The organism is Mycobacterium sp. (assembly GCF_044342925.1).
Taxonomy (GTDB): domain Bacteria; phylum Actinomycetota; class Actinomycetes; order Mycobacteriales; family Mycobacteriaceae; genus Mycobacterium.
In genome coordinates this window covers 1-23,508 of record NZ_JBIIOV010000032.1, presented here as the reverse complement: position 1 = coordinate 23,508, position 23,508 = coordinate 1, and the positions used below count along the sequence as shown (strand labels likewise).

The 23,508-nt window shown below is 69.2% G+C and carries 22 protein-coding genes and 1 pseudogene; 18 read left to right on the top strand and 5 right to left on the bottom strand.

Annotated features, from left to right (window positions below; all coding sequences use genetic code 11):
* Positions 1-188 precede the first annotated feature (188 nt).
* From dxr to ADBZ6I_RS05550, 5 genes are all read left to right on the top strand, one after another.
* Complete coding sequence (dxr, locus tag ADBZ6I_RS05570) at positions 189-1,421, top strand: 1-deoxy-D-xylulose-5-phosphate reductoisomerase (RefSeq protein WP_526381699.1); 1,233 nt, start codon at positions 189-191, stop codon at positions 1,419-1,421.
* The gene (locus ADBZ6I_RS05565) at positions 1,418-2,659 is read left to right on the top strand and encodes a M50 family metallopeptidase (protein WP_526381697.1); all 1,242 of its coding nucleotides are present in this window, start codon (positions 1,418-1,420) and stop codon (positions 2,657-2,659) included. The genes dxr and ADBZ6I_RS05565 overlap by 4 nt, the downstream gene beginning before the upstream one ends.
* 9 nt (positions 2,660-2,668) lie before the next feature.
* Positions 2,669-3,832: a flavodoxin-dependent (E)-4-hydroxy-3-methylbut-2-enyl-diphosphate synthase gene (ispG, locus tag ADBZ6I_RS05560; RefSeq protein WP_526381695.1), complete on the top strand. Its 1,164-nt coding sequence runs from the start codon at positions 2,669-2,671 to the stop codon at positions 3,830-3,832.
* Positions 3,833-3,869: 37 nt separating this feature from the next.
* On the top strand, positions 3,870-4,724 hold the full coding sequence (locus ADBZ6I_RS05555) for a GNAT family N-acetyltransferase (protein ID WP_526381693.1): 855 nt from the start codon (positions 3,870-3,872) through the stop codon (positions 4,722-4,724).
* A 62-nt stretch (positions 4,725-4,786) separates the two neighbouring features.
* Positions 4,787-6,595 (top strand): penicillin-binding transpeptidase domain-containing protein, encoded by a 1,809-nt coding sequence (locus ADBZ6I_RS05550; protein WP_526381691.1) that lies wholly within the window; start codon positions 4,787-4,789, stop codon positions 6,593-6,595.
* Here the strand turns inward: ADBZ6I_RS05550 and ADBZ6I_RS05545 are convergent.
* Positions 6,592-6,984 carry a QcrA and Rieske domain-containing protein gene (locus tag ADBZ6I_RS05545; RefSeq protein ID WP_526381689.1) on the bottom strand — a complete coding sequence of 131 codons (393 nt, stop codon included), beginning with the start codon at positions 6,982-6,984 and terminating at the stop codon, positions 6,592-6,594. The two genes, ADBZ6I_RS05550 and ADBZ6I_RS05545, sit on opposite strands and share 4 nt — an antisense overlap.
* Before the next feature lie 91 nt (positions 6,985-7,075).
* On the opposite strand from ADBZ6I_RS05545, the gene ADBZ6I_RS05540 reads away from it, so the two are divergent.
* The 5 genes from ADBZ6I_RS05540 to ADBZ6I_RS05520 all read left to right on the top strand — a co-directional run bounded on the left by ADBZ6I_RS05540 (position 7,076) and on the right by ADBZ6I_RS05520 (position 11,383).
* On the top strand, positions 7,076-7,705 hold the full coding sequence (locus tag ADBZ6I_RS05540; protein WP_526381687.1) for a DUF1707 domain-containing protein: 630 nt from the start codon (positions 7,076-7,078) through the stop codon (positions 7,703-7,705).
* On the top strand, positions 7,702-8,556 hold the full coding sequence (gene map / locus ADBZ6I_RS05535) for a type I methionyl aminopeptidase (RefSeq protein WP_526381685.1): 855 nt from the start codon (positions 7,702-7,704) through the stop codon (positions 8,554-8,556). Before ADBZ6I_RS05540 ends, map begins: the two co-directional genes overlap by 4 nt.
* Positions 8,553-10,085: a cobyric acid synthase gene (locus ADBZ6I_RS05530; RefSeq protein WP_526381683.1), complete on the top strand. Its 1,533-nt coding sequence runs from the start codon at positions 8,553-8,555 to the stop codon at positions 10,083-10,085. Before map ends, ADBZ6I_RS05530 begins: the two co-directional genes overlap by 4 nt.
* Before the next feature lie 5 nt (positions 10,086-10,090).
* Positions 10,091-10,753 carry a hypothetical protein gene (locus ADBZ6I_RS05525; protein ID WP_526381681.1) on the top strand — a complete coding sequence of 221 codons (663 nt, stop codon included), beginning with the start codon at positions 10,091-10,093 and terminating at the stop codon, positions 10,751-10,753.
* 63 nt (positions 10,754-10,816) lie between these two features.
* Entirely contained in the window at positions 10,817-11,383 is a 567-nt protein-coding gene (locus ADBZ6I_RS05520; protein ID WP_526381679.1) for an alpha/beta fold hydrolase, read from the top strand.
* Between the two features lie 24 nt (positions 11,384-11,407).
* Here the strand turns inward: ADBZ6I_RS05520 and ADBZ6I_RS05515 are convergent.
* A pseudogene (locus ADBZ6I_RS05515) lies at positions 11,408-11,756 on the bottom strand (amino acid permease); the annotation flags it as partial.
* A 76-nt stretch (positions 11,757-11,832) separates the two neighbouring features.
* Between ADBZ6I_RS05515 and ADBZ6I_RS05510 the strand changes: the two are divergent.
* Genes ADBZ6I_RS05510 through ADBZ6I_RS05495 form a run of 4 tightly spaced genes read left to right on the top strand, consistent with a single transcriptional unit; the run spans position 11,833 to position 16,089 of the window.
* Complete coding sequence (locus ADBZ6I_RS05510; protein WP_526381703.1) at positions 11,833-13,209, top strand: glutamine synthetase family protein; 1,377 nt, start codon at positions 11,833-11,835, stop codon at positions 13,207-13,209.
* The gene (locus tag ADBZ6I_RS05505; RefSeq protein ID WP_526381677.1) at positions 13,196-13,948 is read left to right on the top strand and encodes a gamma-glutamyl-gamma-aminobutyrate hydrolase family protein; all 753 of its coding nucleotides are present in this window, start codon (positions 13,196-13,198) and stop codon (positions 13,946-13,948) included. The genes ADBZ6I_RS05510 and ADBZ6I_RS05505 overlap by 14 nt, the downstream gene beginning before the upstream one ends.
* Entirely contained in the window at positions 13,945-15,315 is a 1,371-nt protein-coding gene (locus ADBZ6I_RS05500) for an aldehyde dehydrogenase family protein (protein WP_526381675.1), read from the top strand. Before ADBZ6I_RS05505 ends, ADBZ6I_RS05500 begins: the two co-directional genes overlap by 4 nt.
* Positions 15,316-16,089, top strand: a complete 774-nt coding sequence (locus ADBZ6I_RS05495) for a 3-oxoacyl-ACP reductase (RefSeq protein WP_526381673.1) — start codon at positions 15,316-15,318, stop codon at positions 16,087-16,089.
* A gap of 44 nt (positions 16,090-16,133) precedes the next feature.
* On the opposite strand, the gene nicT is transcribed toward ADBZ6I_RS05495, so the two are convergent.
* Both nicT and ADBZ6I_RS05485 read right to left on the bottom strand, forming a co-directional pair.
* Complete coding sequence (nicT, locus tag ADBZ6I_RS05490; protein WP_526381671.1) at positions 16,134-17,186, bottom strand: Nickel transporter NicT; 1,053 nt, start codon at positions 17,184-17,186, stop codon at positions 16,134-16,136.
* A gap of 276 nt (positions 17,187-17,462) precedes the next feature.
* On the bottom strand, positions 17,463-18,017 hold the full coding sequence (locus ADBZ6I_RS05485) for a TetR/AcrR family transcriptional regulator (protein ID WP_526381669.1): 555 nt from the start codon (positions 18,015-18,017) through the stop codon (positions 17,463-17,465).
* A gap of 105 nt (positions 18,018-18,122) precedes the next feature.
* Here ADBZ6I_RS05485 and ADBZ6I_RS05480 point away from each other — a divergent pair, with 105 nt between their 5' ends.
* Positions 18,123-19,646 carry a carotenoid oxygenase family protein gene (locus ADBZ6I_RS05480; protein ID WP_526381667.1) on the top strand — a complete coding sequence of 508 codons (1,524 nt, stop codon included), beginning with the start codon at positions 18,123-18,125 and terminating at the stop codon, positions 19,644-19,646.
* A gap of 16 nt (positions 19,647-19,662) precedes the next feature.
* On the opposite strand, the gene ADBZ6I_RS05475 is transcribed toward ADBZ6I_RS05480, so the two are convergent.
* Complete coding sequence (locus tag ADBZ6I_RS05475; RefSeq protein ID WP_526381665.1) at positions 19,663-20,661, bottom strand: alpha/beta hydrolase; 999 nt, start codon at positions 20,659-20,661, stop codon at positions 19,663-19,665.
* A 181-nt stretch (positions 20,662-20,842) separates the two neighbouring features.
* On the opposite strand from ADBZ6I_RS05475, the gene mqo reads away from it, so the two are divergent.
* The 3 genes from mqo to ADBZ6I_RS05460 form a co-directional block, all read left to right on the top strand.
* On the top strand, positions 20,843-22,309 hold the full coding sequence (mqo, locus tag ADBZ6I_RS05470) for a malate dehydrogenase (quinone) (RefSeq protein ID WP_526381701.1): 1,467 nt from the start codon (positions 20,843-20,845) through the stop codon (positions 22,307-22,309).
* Entirely contained in the window at positions 22,306-22,776 is a 471-nt protein-coding gene (locus tag ADBZ6I_RS05465) for a GNAT family N-acetyltransferase (RefSeq protein ID WP_526381663.1), read from the top strand. Before mqo ends, ADBZ6I_RS05465 begins: the two co-directional genes overlap by 4 nt.
* Positions 22,773-23,508 (top strand): magnesium chelatase ATPase subunit I (locus tag ADBZ6I_RS05460; protein WP_526381661.1); only part of this gene is annotated, 736 nt, incomplete at its 3' end. The genes ADBZ6I_RS05465 and ADBZ6I_RS05460, both read left to right, overlap by 4 nt.

Sequence of the window (23,508 nt, the reverse complement as noted above, 5' to 3'; positions counted from 1 at the left end):
GCTGACGCTCTGGTGGTGCCGGAGCGGCCGGCCGGCGACGCCGGTGGAGTCTCCGCGACGTTCGACGAGCAGCCGGTGAGCGCCAGCACAGTGGCAAGGCCCGCTGCGCCGAGCAGGCGACGGTGAGTGGTCATATTTTTTAGAGTCCCTCCGGTTGTGCGGAGCATTCTCCCGACGCGCCGCTGTCGATGCACGAACCAAGACGGCACAATAGATCGGTGAGTTCCGCCAATCGTCTGCGCGTGTTGATTCTCGGCAGCACCGGGTCGATCGGAACCCAGGCGCTGGAGGTGATCGCCGACAACCCGGACCGCTTCGAGGTGGTCGGCCTGGCCGCCGGGGGCGCCAACGCCGAACTCCTCGCGCGCCAGCGCGCCGAGACCGGCGTGACCCGGGTGGCCGTCGCCGACCCGGCTGCCGCAGCCCGCATCGGTGACGTCAGCTACGCCGGGCCGGACGCCGCGACCCGGCTGATTCAGGACGCCGCTGAGACGACCGGAGTCGACGTCGTTCTCAACGCCCTGGTCGGGGCGCTTGGGCTGGAACCGACGCTGGCCGCGCTGGCCACCGGCGCGCGGCTCGCACTGGCCAACAAGGAGTCGCTGGTGGCCGGCGGCCCGCTGGTGCTCAAGGCGGCTGCGCCGGGGCAGATCGTGCCGGTGGACTCCGAGCACTCCGCCCTGGCCCAATGCCTGCGTGCCGGCACCTCCGACGAAGTGGCTGCGCTGGTCCTGACCGCCTCCGGCGGCCCGTTCCGCGGCTGGTCGGCCGCCCAGCTGGAGTCGGTCACTCCCGAGCAGGCCGGCGCGCACCCGACCTGGAACATGGGGCCGATGAACACGCTGAACTCGGCGTCGCTGGTCAACAAAGGTCTGGAACTGATCGAAACGCACCTGCTGTTCGGTATCCCGTACCGGCGCATCGAGGTCGTGGTGCACCCGCAGTCGATCGTGCATTCGATGGTCACCTTCGTCGATGGATCGACGATCGCCCAGGCCAGCCCGCCGGACATGAAACTGCCGATCAGTCTTGCCCTCGGGTGGCCGCAGCGGGTGGCGGGGTCGGCCGTCGCCTGCGACTTCAGCACCGCCTCGACGTGGGCTTTCGAGCCGCTGGACGCGGCGGTGTTCCCGGCCGTCGACCTGGCCCGCGCGGCCGGTGAAGCCGGGGGCTGCATGACGGCGGTGTACAACGCCGCCAACGAAGAGGCCGCCGCGGCGTTCCTGGCCGGGCGCATCCGGTTCCCGGCCATCGTGAGAACAATCGCTGACGTCCTGAGCAGCGCGGATCAGTGGGTTGCCGAACCCGCTACCGTGGAGGACGTACTCGACGCCCAGCGATGGGCCCGGCAACGTGCCCGCGACGCCGTTGACGCCGCCGCACAGGAGGTCGCTTCCGCACCGATGAGGTTGGACTCATGATGTTCGCGCTTGGCATCGCGCTGTTCGCGCTGGCCATCCTGGTTTCGGTCGCGCTGCACGAGTGCGGCCATATGTGGGTGGCCCGCGCCACCGGCATGAAGGTGCGCCGCTACTTCGTCGGCTTCGGCCCGACGCTGTGGTCCACCCGGCGGCCCAACAAACTCGGCTCCACCGAATACGGCATCAAAGCCATTCCGCTGGGTGGGTTCTGCGACATCGCCGGCATGACGGCCGAAACGCCGATAGCGCCCGAAGACGAGCCGTACGCGATGTACAAGCAGAAGGTCTGGAAGCGGGTGGCGGTGCTGTTCGCCGGGCCGGCGATGAACTTCATCATCGGCCTGGTGCTGATCTACGCCATCGCCGTGATCTGGGGCCTGCCCAACCTGCATCCGGCGACATCGGCGATGGTCGGCGACACCACCTGCGTCAAGGCCGAAGTCACCAAGGGCGAACTCGGCGACTGCACCGGATCCGGTCCGGCCGCGGCCGCCGGCATCAAGCCCGGGGACGTGGTCGTCAAGGTCGGCCCCACCGAGGTCACGACGTTCCAGGAGATGGTCGCCGCGGTACAGAAGTCCTCCGGACCCACCCCGTTCGTGGTGGAGCGCACCGTCGACGGGTCGACGGCCACGCTGGACGCCGTCGTCGACGTCACCACCACCCAGCGATGGGTGGCGCCGGCCGGCGGCGGCGAGGCGACCGGACCGTCGGACGTCGGCGCGATCGGCATCACCGCCGCGGAGTTCGGCCCGACGCAGCACAACATGCTGTCGGCGGTGCCCGCCACCTTCGCCTTCACCGGCGATCTGGCCGTCGAGATCGGCAAGTCGCTGGCGAAGATCCCGAGCAAAGTCGGTGCGCTGGTGCACGCCATCGGCGGCGGAGAACGCGACCCGGAGACCCCGATCAGCGTGGTGGGCGCCAGCATCATCGGCGGCGACACCGTCGATCACGGTCTGTGGGTGGCGTTCTGGTTCTTCCTGGCTCAGCTCAACTTCGTCCTGGGTGCCATCAACCTGCTGCCGCTGCTGCCCTTCGACGGCGGCCACATCGCCGTCGCCGTCTACGAGAAGCTGCGCAATATGCTTCGCGCGGCCCGCGGCCTGGTGCCCGGGGGACCGGTCGACTACGGGAAGCTGATGCCGGCCACATACGTGATCCTGGTTCTGGTGATGGGTTACATGGCTTTGACCGTCACCGCCGACCTGGTGAACCCGATCCGCTTGTTCCAGTAGGAGATTTACATGACCTCCATCGGCTTGGGTATTCCCGCCGCCCCCCCGCCCACGCTTGCGCCGCGGCGTAAGACCCGTCAGCTCATGGTGGGCGATGTCGGCATCGGCAGCGACCACCCCATCGCGGTGCAGTCCATGTGCACCACCAAGACCCATGACGTCAACGCCACACTGCAGCAGATCGCCGAGCTGACTACCTCGGGCTGCGACATCGTGCGGGTGGCCTGCCCGCGCCAGGAGGACGCCGACGCGCTGGCCGAGATCGCCCGCAAGAGCAAGATCCCGGTGATCGCCGACATCCACTTCCAGCCGAAGTACATCTTCGCCGCCATCGACGCCGGCTGCGCCGCGGTGCGGGTGAACCCCGGCAACATCAAGGAGTTCGACGGCCGAGTCGGCGAGGTCGCCAAAGCCGCAGGGGCGGCGGGCATTCCGATCCGGATCGGCGTCAACGCGGGCTCGCTGGACAAGCGGTTCCTGGAGAAATACGGCAAGGCCACCCCCGAGGCGCTGGTCGAGTCCGCGCTGTGGGAGGCCTCGCTGTTCGAGGAGCACGGCTTCGGCGACATCAAGATCAGCGTCAAGCACAACGATCCGGTGGTGATGGTGGCCGCCTACCGGCTGCTCGCGCAGAAGTGCGACTACCCACTGCACCTGGGTGTCACCGAGGCCGGCCCGGCGTTCCAGGGCACCATCAAGTCCGCCGTCGCCTTTGGCGCGCTGCTGGCCGAGGGCATCGGCGACACCATCCGGGTGTCGTTGTCGGCGCCGCCGGTCGAAGAGGTCAAGGTCGGCAACCAGATCCTGGAGTCGCTGAACCTGCGGCCGCGCGGTCTGGAGATCGTGTCCTGCCCGTCGTGCGGCCGGGCGCAGGTCGACGTCTACACCCTGGCCAACGCGGTCACCGCCGGACTGGAGGGTCTCGACGTCCCGTTGCGGGTGGCGGTGATGGGCTGCGTCGTCAACGGTCCGGGGGAGGCCCGCGAGGCCGACCTGGGGGTGGCGTCGGGCAACGGCAAGGGGCAGATCTTCGTCAAGGGCGAGGTGATCAAGACCGTGCCGGAGGCCCAGATCGTCGAGACTCTGATCGAAGAGGCGTTGCGGCTCGCCGCCGACATGAAGGACGTCGCGTCGGACGGTGGATCGCCGGTGGTCACCGTAAGCTCCAGCTAGCACCCAATCCGCGGGCCAATTCCCCAGAAGGACCACCATGTCGGCTCCGTCGCTGTTTCGTCCGGTCGACGGTCGCCGGGTGTCGGTCGTGCGCGACACCGACTCGGTGGTGCCGGTGCTCGCCGAGGATCCGGTGGGCAGCTGCATGGTGGCCGCGCGGGTCGCCGATCACGGCGCCGAACCGGCCGCCATCGGCGGAGAGTTGTGGACGCTGCGCCGGGTCGAGGAGTCGCTGTGTTATTCCGGTGCGAATCTGATTCCGCTGCGCGGTGGTCCGGCTGATCTGCGGACGTTCGCCGACCACGCCCTGAGCACGCCGAGGCGGTGTTCGTCGGTGGTCGGCCGCGCCGATCTCGTTCTGCCACTGTGGGATCGGTTGCATCGCGGCTGGGGACCGGCGCGCGATGTCCGCGAACGCCAGCCGCTGATGGCAATGGGCTTCCGGCCGCGGTGCGTCATCGATCCGGCCGTGCGCCGGGTGCGGGTGGACGAACTGGACGCCTATCTGGTCGCCGCGGTCGACATGTTCATCGGTGAGGTCGGCATCGATCCGCGTGCCGGCGATGGCGGACGCGGATACCGGCGCCGGGTGGCGCACCTCATCGCCGCCGGGCGGGCGTTCGCCCGGTTCGAGCAGGGCCGGGTGGTGTTCAAAGCGGAGATCGGTTCGCGGTCGCCGTCGGTGGGCCAGATCCAGGGCGTGTGGGTGCATCCGGAATGGCGCGGCCACGGCCTGGGCACCGCGGGAACCGCCGCGGTGGCCGCCGCGGTGGTGGAGAGCCGGCGTATCGCCAGCCTCTACGTGAACAGCTTCAACACCGTGGCCCGGGCCGCCTACGCCCGGGTGGGTTTCCGCGAGGTGGGAACTTTCGCCACGATCCTGCTCGACTGAACCGCGCAAGGCCCGGTGCGCCTGCGCGCGATGGCGGTCTCGAACTCATAACATTCGCCTCAATGACAACTCTGGCAACAAAAGTCACAGGCATCGCGGCGGCCCTGACCGTGGTCGCGGGGACGCTGTCGGCGTGCACTCCCAAGCAGGACGGGCCCGCGCTGGCCGCGGCACAGTTCCTGGCCGACCTCGGACGGGGCGACACCGGTGCGGCCGCCGCGCTGGCAGACCGCCCGACTGAAGCGCACGCCGCGCTCAACGAGGCGTGGTCGCGGCTGCAGGCCACCCGTCTCGACGCCACTGTCCTGGGCGCGCGCTATACCGAGGACACCGGCAGCGTGCACTACCGCTTCACCTGGCAGCTGCCCAAGGAGCGCAGCTGGACCTACGACGGCACGCTCAACATGGTCCGCGACGAGGGTTCCTGGCGGGTCCGCTGGTCGCCCAGCGCACTGCATCCCAAACTCGGCGAAAACCAGACCCTTGAACTGCGCGCCGACCCGCCCCGGCGGGCGTCGGTCAACGAACTGGGCGGCACCGAGGTTCTGCTTCCGGGCACCCTCTTCCGCTACCAGTTGGACGCCACCCGGGCCGGCGGCAATCTGATGGGCACCGCCCGGGTGGTCTCCGATGTGCTGCGCCAATTCGACAACACCCTCAACCCGCAACGGCTCGCCGAAACGGCCAGCTCCATGAAGGGACCGCTGGATCTGATCACGCTGCGACCGTCGGATCACGACAAGGTCGCCGCAGCGCTGGACAACCTGCCCGGCGTGATCGTCGCGCCGGTCGCCGACATGCTGCCCACCGACGACGGTTTCGCGCCCGCCATCGTCAACGAGGTCAAGAAGGCCGTCCTCGACGAGCTCGACGGCGAAGCCGGCTGGCGGGTGGTCAGCGTCAACAAGAACAGTGCCGACGTCGACGTCCTCACCGAGGTGGCCCCCAAGCCGGCGCCGTCGATCTCACTGACGCTGGACCGGCTGGTGCAGAACGCCGCCCAGCACGCGGTGGGCGGGCGGTGGAACAAGGCGATGATCGTGGTCATCAAACCGTCCACCGGCGAGATCATGGCGGTGGCCCAGAACGCCGCGGCCGACGCCGACGGTCCGGCCGCCACCACCGGCCTGTACCCGCCCGGTTCGACGTTCAAGATCGTCACCGCCGGTGCGGCCATCAGCTCCAAGATGGCCACCCCCGACTCCATGGTGGGGTGTCCGGGCATGATCGAGATCGGCGATCGCGTCATCCCCAACTACGACAAGTTCGACCTCGGCGTGGTGCCGATGACCCAGGCATTCGCCAACTCGTGCAACACCACCTTCGCCGAGCTGGCCAGCCGGATGACCCCCACCGCGCTGCCCGTGGCGGCCGCGCAGTTCGGCATCGGGCCGGACTACACCATGGAGGGGCTGACCACCGTCACCGGGACGGTGCCTCCGACCGTCGACCTCGTCGAACGCACCGAGGACGGTTTCGGCCAGGGCAAGGTGCTGGTGACCCCGTTCGGCATGGCGCTGGCCGCGGCCACCGTCGCCGCCGGGCGCACCCCCACGCCGTTCCTCATCGCCGGCCGTCCGACCGTCGAGAGCGGCGACCACCCGCCGGTCGATCCGGTCGCGGTGGACGGTCTGCGGACGATGATGCGTCAGGCCGTGACCAACGGCACAGCCAAGGACATCGACGGTCTGGGCCAGGTGTACGGCAAGACCGGTGAGGCGGAGTTCCCAGGCGGTTCACACGCGTGGTTCACCGGCTACCGGGGAGACCTGGCGTTCGCCGGTCTGATCGTCGGCGGCGGCAGTTCCAGCTACGCCGTGCGGATGGTGCGGCAGATGCTCGAAGAGCTGCCGCCGGACTTCCTGGCTTAGCCCGCGACGATCTCGCCGCCGCGCACGGTCACCGGCCGCGTCTTCAGCGGCTTGGTGGCGGGCCCACGCTCGACCGCACCGTCGATGGTGAATTTGCTTCCGTGGCAAGGGCATTCGATGCCGCCATCCTTTACCGCCAGCGCACAGCCCGCGTGCGTGCAGCGGGCGACGAAACCCTTGAAGACGCCCGGGGTGGGCTGGCTCACCAGGGTGCCGTCGATGATGCGGGCCTCACCCACCGGCACGTCGGCGACGGCGGTCAGCACCTCACCGGCGGTCGGCGGCGGTTGGGCGGGAACCTTGCCGGCCTGCCCGCAGCCCGCCAGGGGAGCGGCCAGCGGGGTCAGGGCAGCCCCGATCAGTACGGATCGTCTGGGCATCTCGGACATGGACGCTGAGCTTACCGAGCGGTGACGTGGGCGGTGGGTGGTGCGGTCGAGGGAGCGTCCGGAGCCTGATCAACGGTAAATTAGAGAGGCTATGACTGACATCGAGAACCGGTACGACACGTCCGCCGTCCTCAGGTACGACAGCCCGCCTGCCGTGCGAGTGTCCGATGCCGACCGCAATGGGACCTTGCGGCGACTGCACAACGCCGTCGCGATGGGCCTCATCGATATCGGCGAGTTCGAAGAGCGCTCGGCCCAGGTCTCGACCGCCCGCCAACCGGGTGAACTCGAGGCGCTGGTCGACGACCTTCCGCGTGCCGGCGCCATCGCCTCCTCCTCGGCCGACCACTTGGAACTGCGCGGCTGGCTGGGTTCGCTGCGCCGGCACGGCGAGTGGATGGTGCCCACCCGCCTGTCGCTGGTGCGCCGGGTGGGATCGGTGGACCTCGATCTCGCCACCGCCCGGTTCGCCGGCCCGGTGGTGGTCATCGAACTGGACATGGTGCGCGGCTCGGTCGACATCCGGCTTCCCGACGGGGCCAGCGCCTCCCTTGACGACGTCACCGTCTACGGCGGCAGCGCCCGTGACCGCCGCAAGAATCCGCCTGCGGAGGGCAAGCCGCATGTGGTGCTCACCGGCCGGGTGGTGCTGGGTTCGGTGACCATCCGCGGACCCCGCCGGTCCAAGGTGCCGGTGCCGCCGGTGTTGCGGCGCCGATGACGCGCGGTCCGCTGAGCGCCGGGGTGCTCTCGCCCATCCTGCCGGTGCCCAAATTGATTGAACGGCCGGAGTACGTCGGCCGGGCCGGTGCCGCCGAAGGCCACGAGCCCTGGGTGCAGACGCCTGAGGTGATCGAGAATATGCGCGTCGCGGGCCGGATCGCCGCCGGGGCGCTGGCCCAGGCCGGTAAGGCCGTCGCGCCGGGGGTGACCACCGACGAACTCGACCGCATCGCCCACGAGTACATGCTCGACCACGGTGCGTACCCTTCGACGTTGGGCTACAAGGGATTTCCCAAATCCTGCTGCACCTCCCTCAACGAGATCATCTGTCACGGCATCCCGGATTCGACGGTGATCGCCGACGGCGATATCGTCAACATCGACGTCACGGCCTACATCCACGGCGTGCACGGCGACACCAACGCCACCTTCCTCGCCGGTGATGTCAGCGAGGAACACCGGTTGCTCGTCGAGCGCACCGAGGAAGCCACCCTGCGCGCCATCAAGGCCGTCAAACCGGGCCGCGCGCTGTCGGTGGTCGGCCGGGTCATCGAGTCGTATGCAAACCGTTTCGGCTACAACGTCGTTCGCGACTTCACCGGCCACGGTATCGGGACCACGTTCCACAACGGCCTGGTTGTGCTGCACTACGACCAGCCGAGCGTGGAGACGGTTCTGGAGCCGGACATGACGTTCACCATCGAGCCGATGATCAACCTCGGCTCGCTGGACTACGAGATCTGGCCGGACGGCTGGACGGTGGTCACCAAGGACCGCAAATGGACGGCGCAGTTCGAGCACACCATCGTGGTGACCGACGACGGCGCCGAGATCCTCACCCTGCCTTGACCGGCGCAGCGCTGCTGGTGGCCGGCACCACGTCTGACGCCGGCAAGTCCATGGTGGTCGCCGGCCTGTGCCGGATCCTGGCGCGCAAGGGAATCCGGGTTGCGCCGTTCAAGGCCCAGAACATGAGCAACAACTCGGTGGTCGCCCTGGACGGGGATCTGGACGCCGACGGGGTCGGCGCCGGGGAGATCGGCCGGGCCCAGGCGATGCAGGCCCGCGCCGCCGGGCTGGCGCCCAGTGTGCGGTTCAACCCCGTTCTGCTCAAACCCGGCAGTGACCGGACCTCGCAGCTGGTCGTGCGGGGCCGTGCGGTCGGCGTCGTGGGGGCCCGCGACTACATCACCCACCGCGACCGGCTGGCCGCGGTAGTGGCCGACGAATTGGCTTCTCTGCGTGAGGAATTCGACGTCGTAATTTGCGAAGGTGCCGGCTCACCGGCCGAGATCAACCTGCGCGCCACCGATCTGGCCAACATGGGTCTGGCGCGGGCCGCCAATCTGCCGGTGGTGGTCGTCGGCGACATCGACCGCGGCGGTGTGCTGGCCCACCTGTTCGGCACCGTGGCGGTGCTGGAACCGGAGGACCAGAAGCTCATCGCCGGCTTCATCGTCAACAAGTTCCGCGGCGACCCGTCCCTGCTGACGCCGGGGCTCGACCAGCTGGCCGATCTCACCGGCCGGCCGACCTACGGCGTCCTGCCCTACAGCGACGACTTGTGGCTGGACGCCGAGGACTCGCTGTCGGTGGCGCCCGGCGGCCTGGTGGGCCGGCCGGGCCCGCCGGTCGGCAGCGACTGGTTGCGGGTGGCGGCGGTGCGGCTGCCGCGGATCTCCAACTCCACCGATGTCGAGGCGCTGGCCTGCGAACCCGGGGTCGAGGTGCGTTGGATCACCGAGGCGGCCGAGGTCCGCGACGCCGACGTCGTGGTGCTGCCGGGCAGCAAGGCCACCGTCGCCGACCTGGCCTGGCTGCGCGAACGCGGACTTGCCGACGCCGTCGTCGGCCACGCCCGCGCCGGCGGTCCGGTGCTGGGCATCTGCGGGGGCATGCAGATGCTGTGCCGGCAGATCGAGGACACCGTGGAGAGCGGCCGCGGCGTGGTAACCGGTCTGGCTCTGCTCGACGCCGACATCGTCTTCGCCGCCGACAAGGTGCTGCGACCGTGGAACGGGCTGCTGCAGGGCTACGAAATTCACCACGGGCGGGTGACCCGGTGCGCCGAGCAGGTCTGGTTCGAGGTGGACGGCACCGCACACGGTTTCGTCCGCGACGGCGTGTTCGGCACCCACTGGCACGGGTTGATGGACAACGACGACTTCCGCCGCGGCTGGCTTGCCCGGGTGGCCCATGCCGCCGGCCGGAGCGGGTTCCGAGTCGCCGCCGGGATCAGCGTCGCCGACCGCCGCGACGCCCAGCTCGACCTGATGGCCGACCTGCTCACCGCACATCTGGACCTCGACGCCGTGCTGGGGCTCCTGGGCGGGCCCCCGGTCGCGGCGCCGGTCATCACCGTCGGTCGCCTACCCTGAACGACATGGTGCGTGCGGCGGTGGCGGGGACGTTGGGGGCGGTCGTCCTGCTGTCCGGGTGCGCCGCCACGGTACCCGGTACCGCCACCTGGCCCGGGGCGGCGCTGCAGCAGGCCATGCTCACCGAAGCCGACTTCCCGCCCGGCGTGCGGTACGACCGCATCGTCGAGAAGCCGGGGGAGCCCGACGGCGCGCACGAACCCGGGTCGATGCTGTCGCGGCCGCAAGGGTGTGCCAACGCCCTGACCAACGTCATCAAGCAGTCCGCCGAACTCGGTCCGGGCAGCGCGGCGAAGTACGCGGTCTCCTACGACGGGGCCCGGATGGTGATGACGGTGCTGTCCTGGAATCTCGACCTGGCGGCGCTGCAGTCCGCCGCCGACCGGTGTGCGAGCTACGAGGTCTTCTTCGACCCCGCCTCCATCGGTATTCCGATGACCACGACCGCGCTGCCCGGTCTGCCCGACGGCGCCCTGGGCTATGAGCAGACGATGAGACTCAACGGCGCCCAGAGCAGTGCCTACATGGCCTTTCAGAATGTGGGGCGGCGAGCGGTGTTCGGCTCGGTCACCCCGACGCCCAACCCGTCGGTCGCGGCGAAAGCAGAACTGCCGCAGACCTTCCTGGAGGTCTTCTCCCGGCAGGCCACCAAGCTCGCGGCTTCCTGAATACTCTCTGAGAGCTCCGACGTAACCTCACCGGCCCGCGCGGCGGACTTTAGCGTGTTCAAGATGCCCACGACGATCAGAACCGTCGACGGGTTCAGCTTGCCGGTGACTGTCGCCGGACCCGATAAGGGGCCCTGCGTGTTGCTGCTGGGCGCGGCCCAGCATCCTCCCGCCGCGTACGACGCGTTGTGCAAGCGCCTGCACAATTCCGCGGCGCGCACCGCCGTCATCGGCGGCGACCCGCGGCTGCAGTCCAAGAACGTCGTGGAGGTGCTTGACGTTCTCGAGATTCCGTCCGGGGTGCTGTTCGGTGACCGGTTCGGCGCCGAACTGGCCTGGCAGGTGGCCGCCGCACATCCGGAGCGGTTCATCGGGATGGTGGTCGTCGACCGCGGCCATCCCCGGGTTCCCGATCCGCACGGGGTCACCCGCGACACCGACTGCCCGCCGGTGGAGATCAACACCACCGTTCTGGTCAGCAACCCGGCGGCGCGGGCCGCCGCCATGGCCAGCCAGCGGTTCGTCTACAGCGACTTCCGGCTGGTCGAGTTCGGCGGCCGGGCTGCCAACGCCGAGATGGTCACCGCCCAAATGGCCGCCGAGATCGTGCTGCGCACCAGCACCTGGTGAGCGGCGCGGTAGTCAGCCCCGACTGCTCTCGCCGAGGGTGCCCAACGTCAGATCCAGGAACGTCGCGCTGCCGTAGGCCACCGAGGCCAGGATGGCGATCAGCCCGATCAGGTTCAGCCAGCCGGTGTAGAAGCCGGCCTTAGGCCCGCCGAGTGTGGCTGCCCACCAATAGATTCCGCCGGACGTCGGGTAGGCCGAGACCAGTTCGGACGTGCACAGGCCGATCAGCAGGATGAATGCCGACAGGATCGGTCAGCCCCACGCGATCGCCGCCGGGCCGCCGTTGTTCCAGCCCAGTAAGAAACGAGGTGAAGCAACCCGCGAGGATCGCGATGATCGAGAACGAGATGGCGAAGTTGTTGAACCCCGTCCACGTCATGTAAACCTTGTGGCAGCAAGCAAGTCCAGGAGTGCCCGTGAAGTCCGAGAGCGCCCACCGCCGCCGCGGCATGCTGACGCCCGGTGAACTGGAACGGTTGATGGCGGCCGGCGAGATCGACACGGTGATCGTCGCTTTCGCCGACATGCAGGGCCGGCTGACCGGCAAGCGGGTGTCGGCGCGGCTGTTCGTCGATGAGGTTGCTGCCCACGGCGCGGAATGCTGCAACTATCTGCTGGCCGTCGACGTCGAGATGAACACCGTCGGCGGGTACCGGATGTCGGGCTGGGAGTCCGGCTACGGCGACATGGTGATGCGCCCGGACCTGAACACTCTGCGGATCCTGCCCTGGCTGCCTGGCACGGCGTTGGTGATGGCCGACCTGCAGTGGCACAGCGCCGGTGGCGCCGCCTCCGCGGCGGGTGAGGATCCGGTGGCCGCCGCACCGCGCAGCATCCTGCGCCGCCAACTGGACCGGCTCGCCCAGCGCGGGCTGAAGGCATTCGTCGGCACTGAACTGGAATTCATGGTGTTCGACGACACCTACCGCGCGGCGTGGGCAGCCGGGTACCGCGGGTTGAGCAAGACCACCGACTACAACGTCGACTACGCCATCCATGCCTCCACCCGCCTGGAGCCGCTGCTGCGCGACATCCGGCTGGGCATGGACGGCGCCGGAATGTACTGCGAAGGCGTCAAGGGCGAGTGCAACCTCGGCCAGCAGGAGATCGCCTTCCGCTACGACGACGCCCAGGTCACCTGTGACAACCACACCATCTACAAGAACGGCGCCAAGGAGATCGCCGACCAGCACGGCCAGAGCCTGACCTTCATGGCCAAGTTCGACGAACGTGAAGGTAACAGCTGTCATATCCACCTTTCGCTGCGCGGTGCCGACGGCAGCGCGGTGTTCGCCGACGACACCGCCCCGTTCGGCATGTCGGGAATGTTCGGCAGCTTCCTCGCCGGGCAGCTAGCCACGCTGCGCGAAATGGCGTTGTTCTACGCGCCGAACATCAACTCCTACAAGCGCTTTGTTCTGGGCAGCTTCGCCCCGACCGCCGTCGCCTGGGGTGTGGACAACCGGACCTGCGCCATGCGGGTGGTCGGCCACGGCCACTCCCTGCGAGCCGAATGCCGCGCCCCGGGCGGCGACGTCAACCCGTACCTGGCGGTCGCCGCGCTGATCGCCGGCGGACTACACGGCATCGATAACGGAGTGCAGCTGCCCGACCCGGTGACCGGCAACGCCTACGTCGGCGACGCCGAGCGGCTGCCTGGCACGCTGGCCGAGGCGGCCGGACTGTTCGAGCGGTCCGCGGTGGCGCGGGAAGCCTTCGGTGACGACGTGGTCGAGCACTATCTCAACAACGCGCGGGTGGAGATCGGCGCGTTCAACTCCGCGGTCACCGACTGGGAGAGGGTGCGCGGTTTTGAGCGCTGCTGAGGTGGCGGGCGCACCCCCGGTGATCGGCTTGACCACCTACCGGCAACAGGCCCGCAGCGGGGTGTGGGATGTGCAGGCCAGCTTTCTGCCCGGGGTCTACATCGACGGTGTGACGCTGGCCGGCGGGATCGCCACCCTGCTGCCGCCGCAGCCGGTCGACCCGGTCACGGCCGCGCGTGTCATCGACGGCCTCGACGGCCTGGTCATCACCGGCGGCACAGACGTCGACCCGGCCGCCTACGGCCAGAACCCGCACCCGGCCACCGACGCCCCCGCTGGTGACCGCGACGACTGGGAGTTCGCCCTGCTCGATGCGGCGTTGCGCCGTCGGCTGCCGGTGCTGGGCATCTGCCGGGGAGCCCAAGTGCTCAACGTCGCGCTCGGCGGCACGCTGCACCAGCACCTGCCCGACGTCCTCGGGCACAGCGGGCACCGGCAGGGTGACGCGGTGTTCGCCACCTCGACCGTCTCCACCGTTCCCTGCAGCAGGCTGGCGCAGCTGGTGGGTGACGGCCTGGAGGTGCAGTGCTACCACCACCAGGCGATCGATCGATTGGGGGAGGGCCTGATGGTCACCGCCACCGACGCCGGCGGCGTGATCGAGGCGGTGGAACTGCCCGGGTCGGGCTTCGTGGTCGCGGTGCAGTGGCACCCCGAGGAGAACCTCGACGAGCTCCGGCTGTTCGGCGGGCTCATCGCCGCCGCCCGCGACTACGCGACAGGAAGGGTGGGTTCGTGAGCACACAGACCACCACACTGATCAACCCGGCCACCGAGGAGGTGCTGCGAACCGTCGACCAGTGCGACGCCGCCGCGGTCGACGACGCGGTGGCGCGGGCCAGGGCGGCCCAGAAGCTCTGGGCGGCAAAGCCGCCCGCCGAACGTGCGTCCGCGCTGCGGGCCTTCGCCGCGGTCGTCGACGCGCACATCGGGGAACTCGCGGCCCTAGAAGTTGCCAACGCCGGACACCCGCTGTCGGCGGCCGAGTGGGAGGCCGGGCACGTTCGCGACGTGCTGCAGTACTACGCCGCCGCGCCGGAGCGGTTGAGCGGCAGGCAGATTCCCGTCGCCGGCGGTCTCGACGTCACGTTCCACGAGCCCATCGGGGTCGTCGGGGTGATCACCCCGTGGAACTTCCCGATGCCGATCGCCTCGTGGGGTTTCGCCCCGGCGCTGGCCGCCGGCAACGCGGTGCTCCTCAAGCCGGCCGAGTGGACCCCGTTGACCAGCATCCGGCTGGCTGAACTGGCCGTCGAGGCGGGTCTTCCGGCCGGCCTCTTCTGTGTACTGCCCGGCAAGGGCAGCGTGGTGGGGGAGCGCTTCATCAGCCACCCGGACGTGCGCAAGCTGGTGTTCACCGGCTCGACCGAGGTCGGCACCCGGGTGATGGCGGGGGCGGCGGCTCAGGTCAAGCGGGTCACCCTGGAACTCGGCGGCAAAAGCGCCAACATCATCTTCGACGACTGCGACCTGGAGAAGGCGGCGGCCACCGCACCGTACGGGGTATTCGACAACGCCGGCCAGGACTGCTGTGCGCGCAGCCGGATCCTGGTGCAGCGCAGTGTGTTCGATAGGTTCATGGAACTGCTCGAACCCGCGGTCAAAGGGGTGGTGGTGGGCGATCCGGCCCGGCGCGACACCGAGATGGGGCCGCTGGTGTCGCGCCCGCACTTCCAGTCGGTGGCCGCCTACGTCCCCGACGACGCCCCCGTCGCCTTCCGCGGGGCCGCCCCGGGCGGGCCCGGATACTGGTTCCCGCCAACGGTTCTCACCCCGGACCGGACCGACCGCACGGTGACCGAGGAGATCTTCGGTCCGGTGGTGGCGGTGCTGCCGTTCGACGACGAGGCCGACGCCATCGCGCTGGCCAACGACACCGACTACGGTCTGTCCGGATCGATCTGGACCGACAACCTGTCCCGGGCACTGCGGGTGTCGCGGGCGGTGGAGTCGGGCAATCTCAGCGTCAACTCGCACTCCTCGGTGCGCTACAGCACCCCGTTCGGCGGATTCAAGCGCTCCGGCCTGGGCCGGGAACTGGGCCCGGATGCCCCCGAGCACTTCACCGAGACCAAGAACGTCTTCTTCGCGATGGGAGAAAGCTAGATGGACCTGACCCAGCGACTGGCCGGCAGGGTGGCCGTCATCACCGGCGCAGCCAGCGGTATCGGCCTGGCCACCGCACGGCGCATGCGGGCCGAAGGCGCGATCATCGTCGTCGGGGACATCGACCCGAAGGCCGGGGAACCGGTTGCCGACGAACTGGACGGGTTGTTCGTCTCGGTCGACGTCTCCGACGAAGACCAGGTCAACAACCTGTTCGACACCGCCGCGGCCGCCTACGGCGCGGTCGACATCGCGTTCAACAACGCCGGCATCTCCCCGCCTGACGACGACCTCATCGAGACCACCGAACTGCCCGCCTGGCAACGGGTTCAGGACGTCAACCTCAAAAGCGTGTACCTGTGCTGCCGGGCGGCGCTGCGCCACATGGTGCCGGCCGGCAAGGGGTCCATCATCAACACCGCCTCCTTCGTGGCGGTGATGGGCTCGGCCACCTCGCAGATCTCCTACACCGCGTCCAAGGGTGGGGTGCTGGCGATGAGCCGCGAACTGGGAGTGCAGTTCGCCCGGCAGGGAATCCGGGTCAACGCGCTGTGCCCCGGCCCGGTGAACACCCCGCTGCTGCAGGAGTTGTTCGCCAAGGACCCCGAGCGCGCCGCGCGGCGGCTGGTGCACGTCCCGATCGGCCGGTTCGCCGAGCCCGAGGAACTCGCGGCCGCGGTGGCGTTCCTGGCCAGTGACGACGCGTCGTTCATCACCGGTGCCACCTTCCTCGTCGACGGCGGCATCAGCGGCCACTACGTCACCCCGCTGTAGACCCATGGCCGGCGGTGCGACTGAGTCAGGACAGTGCGACTGAGTCAGGACAGTGCGGCCCGCACGCGCCACACCGCGATCGCGACAACCCAGGTCATTGCGAACAGTGCCACGATGATGTAGCCGACCTTGTCGAGGGTGATTCCGCTCAGCCACTCGGTGACCGGGTTGGCCCAGCCGAAGTCGTCGTGCAGCACCGACACCAGTTCCACCGTGCCGACGCCCCAGGCCACCGCTACCGATAGCGCGGTGATCGCCAGGTTGTAGAGGATCTTGCGCATCGGGTTGGCGAACGCCCAGTCGTAGGCGGCCGCCATGAACAGTCCGTCGACGGTGTCCATCAGGCTCATCCCGGCGGCGAACAGCACGGGCAAAGTGAGAACCGCATACCAGGGGATGCCGGCGGCTGCGCCGGTACCGGCCATCGCCAGCAGCGTCACCTCGGTGGCGGTGTCGAATCCCAGTCCGAACAGCATGCCCACGGCGAACATCTGCCCTGGCCGACGGATCCGACTCATCACCGGCCGCAGCAGCCGGACCACCAGGCCTCGGCCCTCCAGATGCCGGTCCAGCTGGGCCATGTCCAGCGTGCCCCTGCGCATCGCGGTGAAGGCGCGCCAGATTCCTGCCAGTGCAACCACGTTGACGAGGGCGATCACGTAGAGGAAGCCGCCGGAGGCCAGCGTGCCTGCGATGCCGAGCGTCCGCCGGGTGGAGGAGCCTTCGTCGAGCAGGCTCCCGGCCATCCGGGCGGCGGCGACCACCAGCAGCGCCAGCACCACCACCATCGCCGAATGGCCGAGCGCGAACCAGAATCCGACCGACTTCGGCCGCCGGCCGTCCGCGGCCAGTTTGCGGGTCACGTTGTCGATCGCGGCGATGTGGTCGGCGTCGAAGGCGTGCCGCAGACCGAACATGTAGGCGGTGACGCCCAAGCCGATCGAGAACGCCTGCGCTCCCAGCTGATAGTGCGCCGGGGCGACCGCGAGGATCAGCGCGCCGAACCCCACCACGTGCAGGACGGCCACTGCCCCCAGCAACCCCGAGGCGTGCACCCAGTCGCGGCGCGTCCATGTGCCCAGCAGATGAGCAGCCATCCGCCGCCTTCCTGCGGGATTGCGCGTCCCGCTCGTGGGTGAAAACCCGGACGGGAAGGTCTGGCTACCGGTTAACGAAACAACCGGACACAGTGGCGCGACCGCACCGGAATCACACCGGTTTCTCACACCATCCGAGTACTTGCGGCGACCTTACCCGGTGAGCCAAACCGGTGGCTGACTCTGCGCTGAGTCCATCGACGCTGCGGTGAGCGCGTCGAAACGTCGCGGGAGGCGATCTGGACGCAGAGTCGATCCGCCCAGAGGCCGCGTGGCTCAGGTGATGGCGCGGGCTACCGCGTCGGCCACCTGCTCGTCGGTGAGCGTGCTGCGCTCGATCAGCGTGTGTGACAAGACCGTGCGCACCACGAGCTCGGCGGCCTGCATCGGTTCCAGTGTCAGCCGGGGGTCCCCGGGTGCGGCGATCACCGGCGCCACCATCGCAGCCACCGTCTGAACCAGGTTCATCGGGGTATCCCCGACGACGAGCACGGCGTTGAGCAGCCAGTGCGGCTCGTGATCCCGGATGTAGGTGAAGGCGGCGTGGTTTCGCAGGTACCGCAAGGCGAACAGCACCGTCGAGCGCACGATGGCCGCCGGCTCGGCCCGCATGTCCACCCCGCCCAGCGTGGCGACGACCATCGCCTGCACCTCGTGTTGCGCCGCCGCGCTGATCAGCCCTTCTTTATCGCCGAATTCCCGGTATGCGGTGGCCCGGGACACCCCGACTCGGCCGGCGACCCGGCTCAGCGTCAACCCGTCGAGGCCGGCTTCGGCGATCAGCTCCACCGCGGCCCCGACCAGCTCTTCGGAGGACCGGGTCGAGGACATCACCGGTATTTGTACCGCAGCGCCAATCCGGCGTGGCTGGTTGACGCACTTCGCGAACTGAGACTAGGTTCACATTTAGTCTCACTCAACGATCAGGAGTAAGTCGTGGCTTCCCGTTCAGCATCGTCGTCCTCGCGGGCCACCGCTCTGGTTCTCGACAAACCGGACCTGCCCGGCCTCGACGAGTATCTGGACTCCCTCGACGACGACGAGCGTGCCCGCGCACTGGAGCGGATGGCGACGATGGGCGACGCCGACCTGCGCAGTCTGGGGGTCAGCGAACCGCAACTCAAGGAGTTCGACTACGTCGCGGCGGTCGAGGGCGAGCTGCCGGCCGAACTGAATGGAACGCTCTACCGCAACGGCCCGGGCCGCTGGCAGGACCACACCGGCCGGCCACTGCACCATCTGTTCGACGGCGACGGCATGATCTCCGCCTTCCGGATCGACCGCGGCACCGTGCGCTACCGCAACCGGTACGTGCGGACCCAGCACTACCGCGGGAAGTCCGGAACCCGGCACATGGGCACCGACGCCGTCGGTGGTCTCCTGGCCAATATCGGCCGGCTGCCCACCAACCTGGCCAACACCAACGTCGTCGAGCACGCCGGTCACCTGTACGCGCTGTGGGAGGGCGGCCCGCCCTACGAGATCGACGCCGAGACCCTGGAGACCAAGGGCCTGCGACGATTCGGCGGCGAATTGCGCTGGATCGGTTCGTATTCCGCGCATCCCTGCTTCTGCCCGAGCAGCGGTGACATGTTCAACTTCGGCGTCGAGTTCCTTCCGACCCCGCATCTGCGGGTGTACCGCACCGACCGGCAGGGCAAGCTCAAGCACTACCGCTCGCTGTCGCTGCCGTACGTGGCCATGGTGCACGACTTTGCGATCACCGAGCGGTATCTGGTGTTCCTGGTGTCCCCGATCATCCCGGACGGCATCCCGATCGCCCTGGGGCTCAAGTCATTCGGCGACGGCATGAAATACCATCCGGAGCGGGGCAGCTCGTTCGTCCTGATCCCGCGGGACGGCGGCGACATCCGTCGTATCGAGCACGACGCCGTGCTGCAATTCCATCTCAGCAACGCCTTCGACGACCGCGGCGACGTCGTCCTCGACGTGGTCACCTACCACAACGGCGAACTGCTGGAATGCATCTCGCGGTTCCGCACCAGTCCGCTGGACAACGCCACCTCGGAGTTCACCCGGTTCCGCATCACCGCCTCCGGCCGGGTGATCCGCGAACAACTCAGCGACCGGTCGTGCGAGTTCCCGCGGCACCACCCCGACCGCGAAGGGCGCCCGCACCGGTACTCCTACTTCAACACCCGCCACCAGCTCGGCACCATGTTCGACGAGATCACCAAGATCGATCTGTCCGACAACACCGAGACCAGCTACGCCGCGCAGACGCCCGGCAACAGCTTCTGCGAGCCGGTGTTCACCCCGCGGCCGGGCGCGACCGACGAGGACGACGGCTGGCTGCTGTCGGTGGAGTACCGGGCGGACACCCACACCTCCCGGCTGGTGGTCCTCGACGCCCAGGACGTCGCCGGCGGCCCGGTGGCAACCGCGGGTCTCAAGCACCACATTCCGCAGGGATTCCACGGCAGCTTCGTGCCCCGCTGAGTTCCAGACCGGCGGGTCAGAGCTGCGCCAGCCACTGCTCCAGTTCGCGGTACGCGGCCTCGCGCGGCCCGGCCAGGGACAAGAACACGTCGTGCTTGGCGTCGACCACCGGCACGATCGTCTGCCGGTTGCCGATGCACCCGGCCCACCGGGCGATGTGGGTGACGTCCAGCACGGCGTCGCCGCGCTGAATCCCGTCGGTGCCCGTCGTCTCGGCCACGCTGTGGTCGGACCGCAGCACCAGATTGGGCACGCCGACGTCCAGCCCGAGGTGCAGCCGCGCCTGGCCGCTTCGAATGGCATGCACCCAGCCGACGGTGATCGGGAAGCCGCCCAGCGGTTTCCACCGCAGGTCGTAGTCGAACTCGCCGTGGTAATCGCGGTGCAGGCTGCGCCCGTAGCCGCCGTTCCCCGCCGCGCGCACCACCCGGTTCTTGTTGACTCGCGACAGCGCCCCGATGGCGCCGGAGGTGACCGCGGTGCGCAGGATGGCCGGACCCTGCAGATCCAGGAACGGGCTGTTGAGTACCAGGCCGGACAGCCCGAGCCCGGCGGTGTCGCCGCGGCGGCGCGCCCGGTCCAGCCACAGCGAGACCACCAGACCGCCGGTGGAATGGCCGTACATGACGGTTCGCGCGCCGGGGTTCTCCGCGGTCATGATGCCCAGCACCAGTTCCAGCTCGCGGTCGTACCGGGATAGATCGGTGGTGAAATGCGGGGTCTGTCCCGGCCGCCAGGACCGGCCGCACTTGTGCAGGTCCACGGCGTAGAGGCGGTAGCCGCGGGCGGCGAGGAAATCCACCAGTTCGGTATTGAAGAAGTAGTCGGTGTACCCGTGCACCGCCAGCACGACCCGGTCGGACGGCGCGGCGTCGGCCCGGGTGACCAGGGTGGCGACCAGGTCGCCCTCGTCGTCGGGATCGGCTCCCAGCGCCACGGTGGCCTGGCGATAACCCGGCAGTACGTCGTCGGTCCAAGAGACGGGGCCAGACCAGTCGCCACGCCCAGCCGCCACGGGACACACAGTAACGATGTGTGGCGCTCGCTACTACCGGGATCGCGGCCGGATAGGGCGGGATAACCTAGCTCTACGCCCGCCCCCACGCCCGGGGGCGGATCTCCGGAAGGACGTACCCGTGGCTGACAACCCCAAGTCCGACGCCAGGACCGACGTCGTCCTCGTCGGTGCCGGAATCATGAGCGCCACCCTCGGCGCTCTGCTTCGCCTGGTGGAGCCGGACTGGTCGATCACGTTGGTGGAGCGGCTCGATGCGGCCGCCGCCGAGAGTTCCGACCCGTGGAACAACGCCGGCACCGGCCACTCGGCGCTGTGCGAGCTCAACTACACCCCGGCCAAGCCGGACGGCAGCATCGACATCGCCAAGGCGATCAACGTCAACGAGCAGTTCCAGGTCACCCGGCAGTTCTGGTCGTACGCCGTGGAGAACGGTCTGCTCAGCGACGTCCGCAGCTTCCTCAACCAGGTGCCACACGTCAGTTTCGTCGAGGGTGCCGACAACGTCGACTACCTGCGCCGCCGCTACGAGACCCTCAGGCACAACCCGCTGTTCGCCTCGATGGAGTTCATCGACTCCCCGGACGAGTTCGCCCGCCGGCTGCCGCTGATGTCGCAGGGCCGGGACTTCTCGGTCCCGGTCGGACTGAACTGGACCGAGGCCGGCACCGACGTCGACTTCGGGTCGCTGTCGCGCCAGCTGCTGGCGTTCGGCTCCGAGCGCGGCATGAACACCCTGTTCGGCCACGAGGTCCGCGACCTCGACCAGGAGTCCGACGGCAGCTGGACGGTCAAGATCGTCAACCGGCGCACCGGTGAGAAGTCGCGGATCCGCAGCAAGTTCGTGTTCGTCGGCGCCGGCGGCGGCGCCCTGCCGCTGCTGCAGAAGGCCGGCATCAAGGAGGCCAAGGGCTTCGGCGGCTTCCCGGTCAGCGGCCAGTGGCTGCGCACCGACAAGCCCGGCCTCACCAGCGAGCACAACGCCAAGGTCTACGGCCTGCCGCCGCTGGGCGCCCCGCCGATGTCCATGCCGCACTTGGACACCCGTGTCATCAACGGCAAGGACTGGCTGCTGTTCGGCCCGTTCGCCGGCTGGTCGCCGAAGTTCCTCAAGGCCGGCAAGTCCACCGATCTGCCGCTGTCGGTCAAGCCCGACAACCTGTTGTCGATGGTCGGCGTCGGCCTCACCGAGCTGCCGCTGCTGAAGTACCTCATCGGCGAGTTGCTGCAGTCCTTCGGTGACCGGGTCAACACGCTGCGCAAGTTCGCCCCCACCGCCGAGGGCCACGACTGGGAACTCGATATCGCCGGTCAGCGCGTGCAGGTGATCCGCCGCGACTCCAAGAAGCTGGGTATTCTGGAGTTCGGCACCACGGTGCTCGCCGCCGCGGACGGGTCCATCGCCGGGCTGCTCGGGGCCTCGCCGGGCGCATCCACCGCGGTGCCCGCCATGCTCGAGGTGATGCAGCGCTGCTTCCCCGAGGAGTACCGGGGCTGGGAGCCGCGGATCAAGGAGATGGTGCCCTCGCTGGGCTCCAAGCTGTCTGAGGAGCCGCGGCTGTTCACCGAGATCTGGGAGCACGGCAGCAAGGTGCTGGGTCTGGGCACCCGCCCCACCGGCCAGCCGGAACCCGCGGGCTTGGTGTGACGCTGGCCCTGCGGCACAGCTGGGGACCCGATCTGGACGCGGCCAGCCTCTACGCGCTGCTCAGGTTGCGCGTCGAGGTGTTCGTCGTGGAGCAGGCCTGCCCCTACCCGGAACTCGACGGCCGCGACCTGCAGCCGACCACCCGACATTTTTGGCTGGACGACGCTGGGGGACAGGTGATCTCGACGCTGCGGCTGATGCGGGAAGGCGGCCCCGCGGCGCCGGTGTTCCGGATCGGCCGGGTCTGCACCCGCGCGTCGGAGCGTGGCCGCGGCCACACCACCCGCCTGATGCAGGCCGCCCTGGCTGAGGTGGGCGAGCAACCCTGCCGGCTCAGTGCCCAGAGCTACCTGGCCGACATGTACGCCCGGCACGGTTTCGTGGTCGACGGCGCGGAGTTCGTCGAGGACGGCATTCCGCACGTGCCGATGATGCGGCTCGCACTGACCGGCGGCACCCGCCGATGACCCCGCCGTATCCGTTCAGCGCCATCGTCGGCCACGACAAGCTGCGACTGGCGCTGCTGCTGTGCGCGGTGCGCCCCGAGATCGGCGGAGTGCTGATCCGCGGCGAGAAGGGCACCGCCAAGTCGACGGCCGTGCGGGCGCTGGCCGCGGTGCTCGGCCAGGCCACCCGTCCAGGTGAAGCCGACGCCCGGCTGGTGGAGCTGCCCATCGGCGCCACCGAGGACCGGGTGGTGGGATCGCTGGACCTGCAGAAGGTGCTGCGTGACGGCGAACACGCCTTCTCGCCCGGGCTGCTGGCCCGCGCGCACGGCGGCGTGCTCTACGTCGACGAAGTCAACCTGCTGCCCGACCACCTCGTCGACGTCCTGCTCGACGCGGCCGCGATGGGTCGGGTGCACATCGAGCGCGACGGGGTGTCGCACTCGCATGAGGCGCGGTTCGTGCTGATCGGCACCATGAACCCCGAAGAGGGGGAGCTGCGCCCGCAGTTGCTCGACCGGTTCGGGCTGGCCGTCGACGTGGCGGCCTCGCGCGACGTCCCGGTGCGCACCGCGGTGATTCGTGCGCGGCTGGACTACGAGGCCGACCCGGCCGGCTTCGCCGACCGGCACGCCGCCGCCGACACCGAGTTGGCCCAGCGGGTCGCGGTCGCCCGGCAGCTGGTCGGGTCGGTGCGGCTGCCCGACTCCGAACTGCACCGGATCGCCGCGCTGTGCGCGGCCTTCGACGTCG

What these genes read in the sequence shown, in the direction of transcription:
- map (WP_526381685.1), top strand. Translation starts at nt 7,702, where the DNA reads ATGACGCGCGGTCCGCTGAGCGCCGGGGTGCTCTCGCCCATCCTGCCG.
- ADBZ6I_RS05540 (WP_526381687.1), top strand. Translation starts at nt 7,076, where the DNA reads ATGACTGACATCGAGAACCGGTACGACACGTCCGCCGTCCTCAGGTAC.
- ADBZ6I_RS05525 (WP_526381681.1), top strand. Translation starts at nt 10,091, where the DNA reads ATGGTGCGTGCGGCGGTGGCGGGGACGTTGGGGGCGGTCGTCCTGCTG.
- mqo (WP_526381701.1), top strand. Translation starts at nt 20,843, where the DNA reads ATGAGCGCCACCCTCGGCGCTCTGCTTCGCCTGGTGGAGCCGGACTGG.
- ADBZ6I_RS05565 (WP_526381697.1), top strand. Translation starts at nt 1,418, where the DNA reads ATGATGTTCGCGCTTGGCATCGCGCTGTTCGCGCTGGCCATCCTGGTT.
- ADBZ6I_RS05520 (WP_526381679.1), top strand. Translation starts at nt 10,817, where the DNA reads ATGCCCACGACGATCAGAACCGTCGACGGGTTCAGCTTGCCGGTGACT.
- ADBZ6I_RS05555 (WP_526381693.1), top strand. Translation starts at nt 3,870, where the DNA reads ATGTCGGCTCCGTCGCTGTTTCGTCCGGTCGACGGTCGCCGGGTGTCG.
- ADBZ6I_RS05550 (WP_526381691.1), top strand. Translation starts at nt 4,787, where the DNA reads ATGACAACTCTGGCAACAAAAGTCACAGGCATCGCGGCGGCCCTGACC.
- ADBZ6I_RS05495 (WP_526381673.1), top strand. Translation starts at nt 15,316, where the DNA reads ATGGACCTGACCCAGCGACTGGCCGGCAGGGTGGCCGTCATCACCGGC.
- ADBZ6I_RS05510 (WP_526381703.1), top strand. Translation starts at nt 11,833, where the DNA reads ATGCTGACGCCCGGTGAACTGGAACGGTTGATGGCGGCCGGCGAGATC.
- ADBZ6I_RS05545 (WP_526381689.1), bottom strand. Translation starts at nt 6,984, where the DNA reads ATGTCCGAGATGCCCAGACGATCCGTACTGATCGGGGCTGCCCTGACC.
- nicT (WP_526381671.1), bottom strand. Translation starts at nt 17,186, where the DNA reads ATGGCTGCTCATCTGCTGGGCACATGGACGCGCCGCGACTGGGTGCAC.
- ispG (WP_526381695.1), top strand. Translation starts at nt 2,669, where the DNA reads ATGACCTCCATCGGCTTGGGTATTCCCGCCGCCCCCCCGCCCACGCTT.
- ADBZ6I_RS05485 (WP_526381669.1), bottom strand. Translation starts at nt 18,017, where the DNA reads ATGTCCTCGACCCGGTCCTCCGAAGAGCTGGTCGGGGCCGCGGTGGAG.
- dxr (WP_526381699.1), top strand. Translation starts at nt 189, where the DNA reads ATGCACGAACCAAGACGGCACAATAGATCGGTGAGTTCCGCCAATCGT.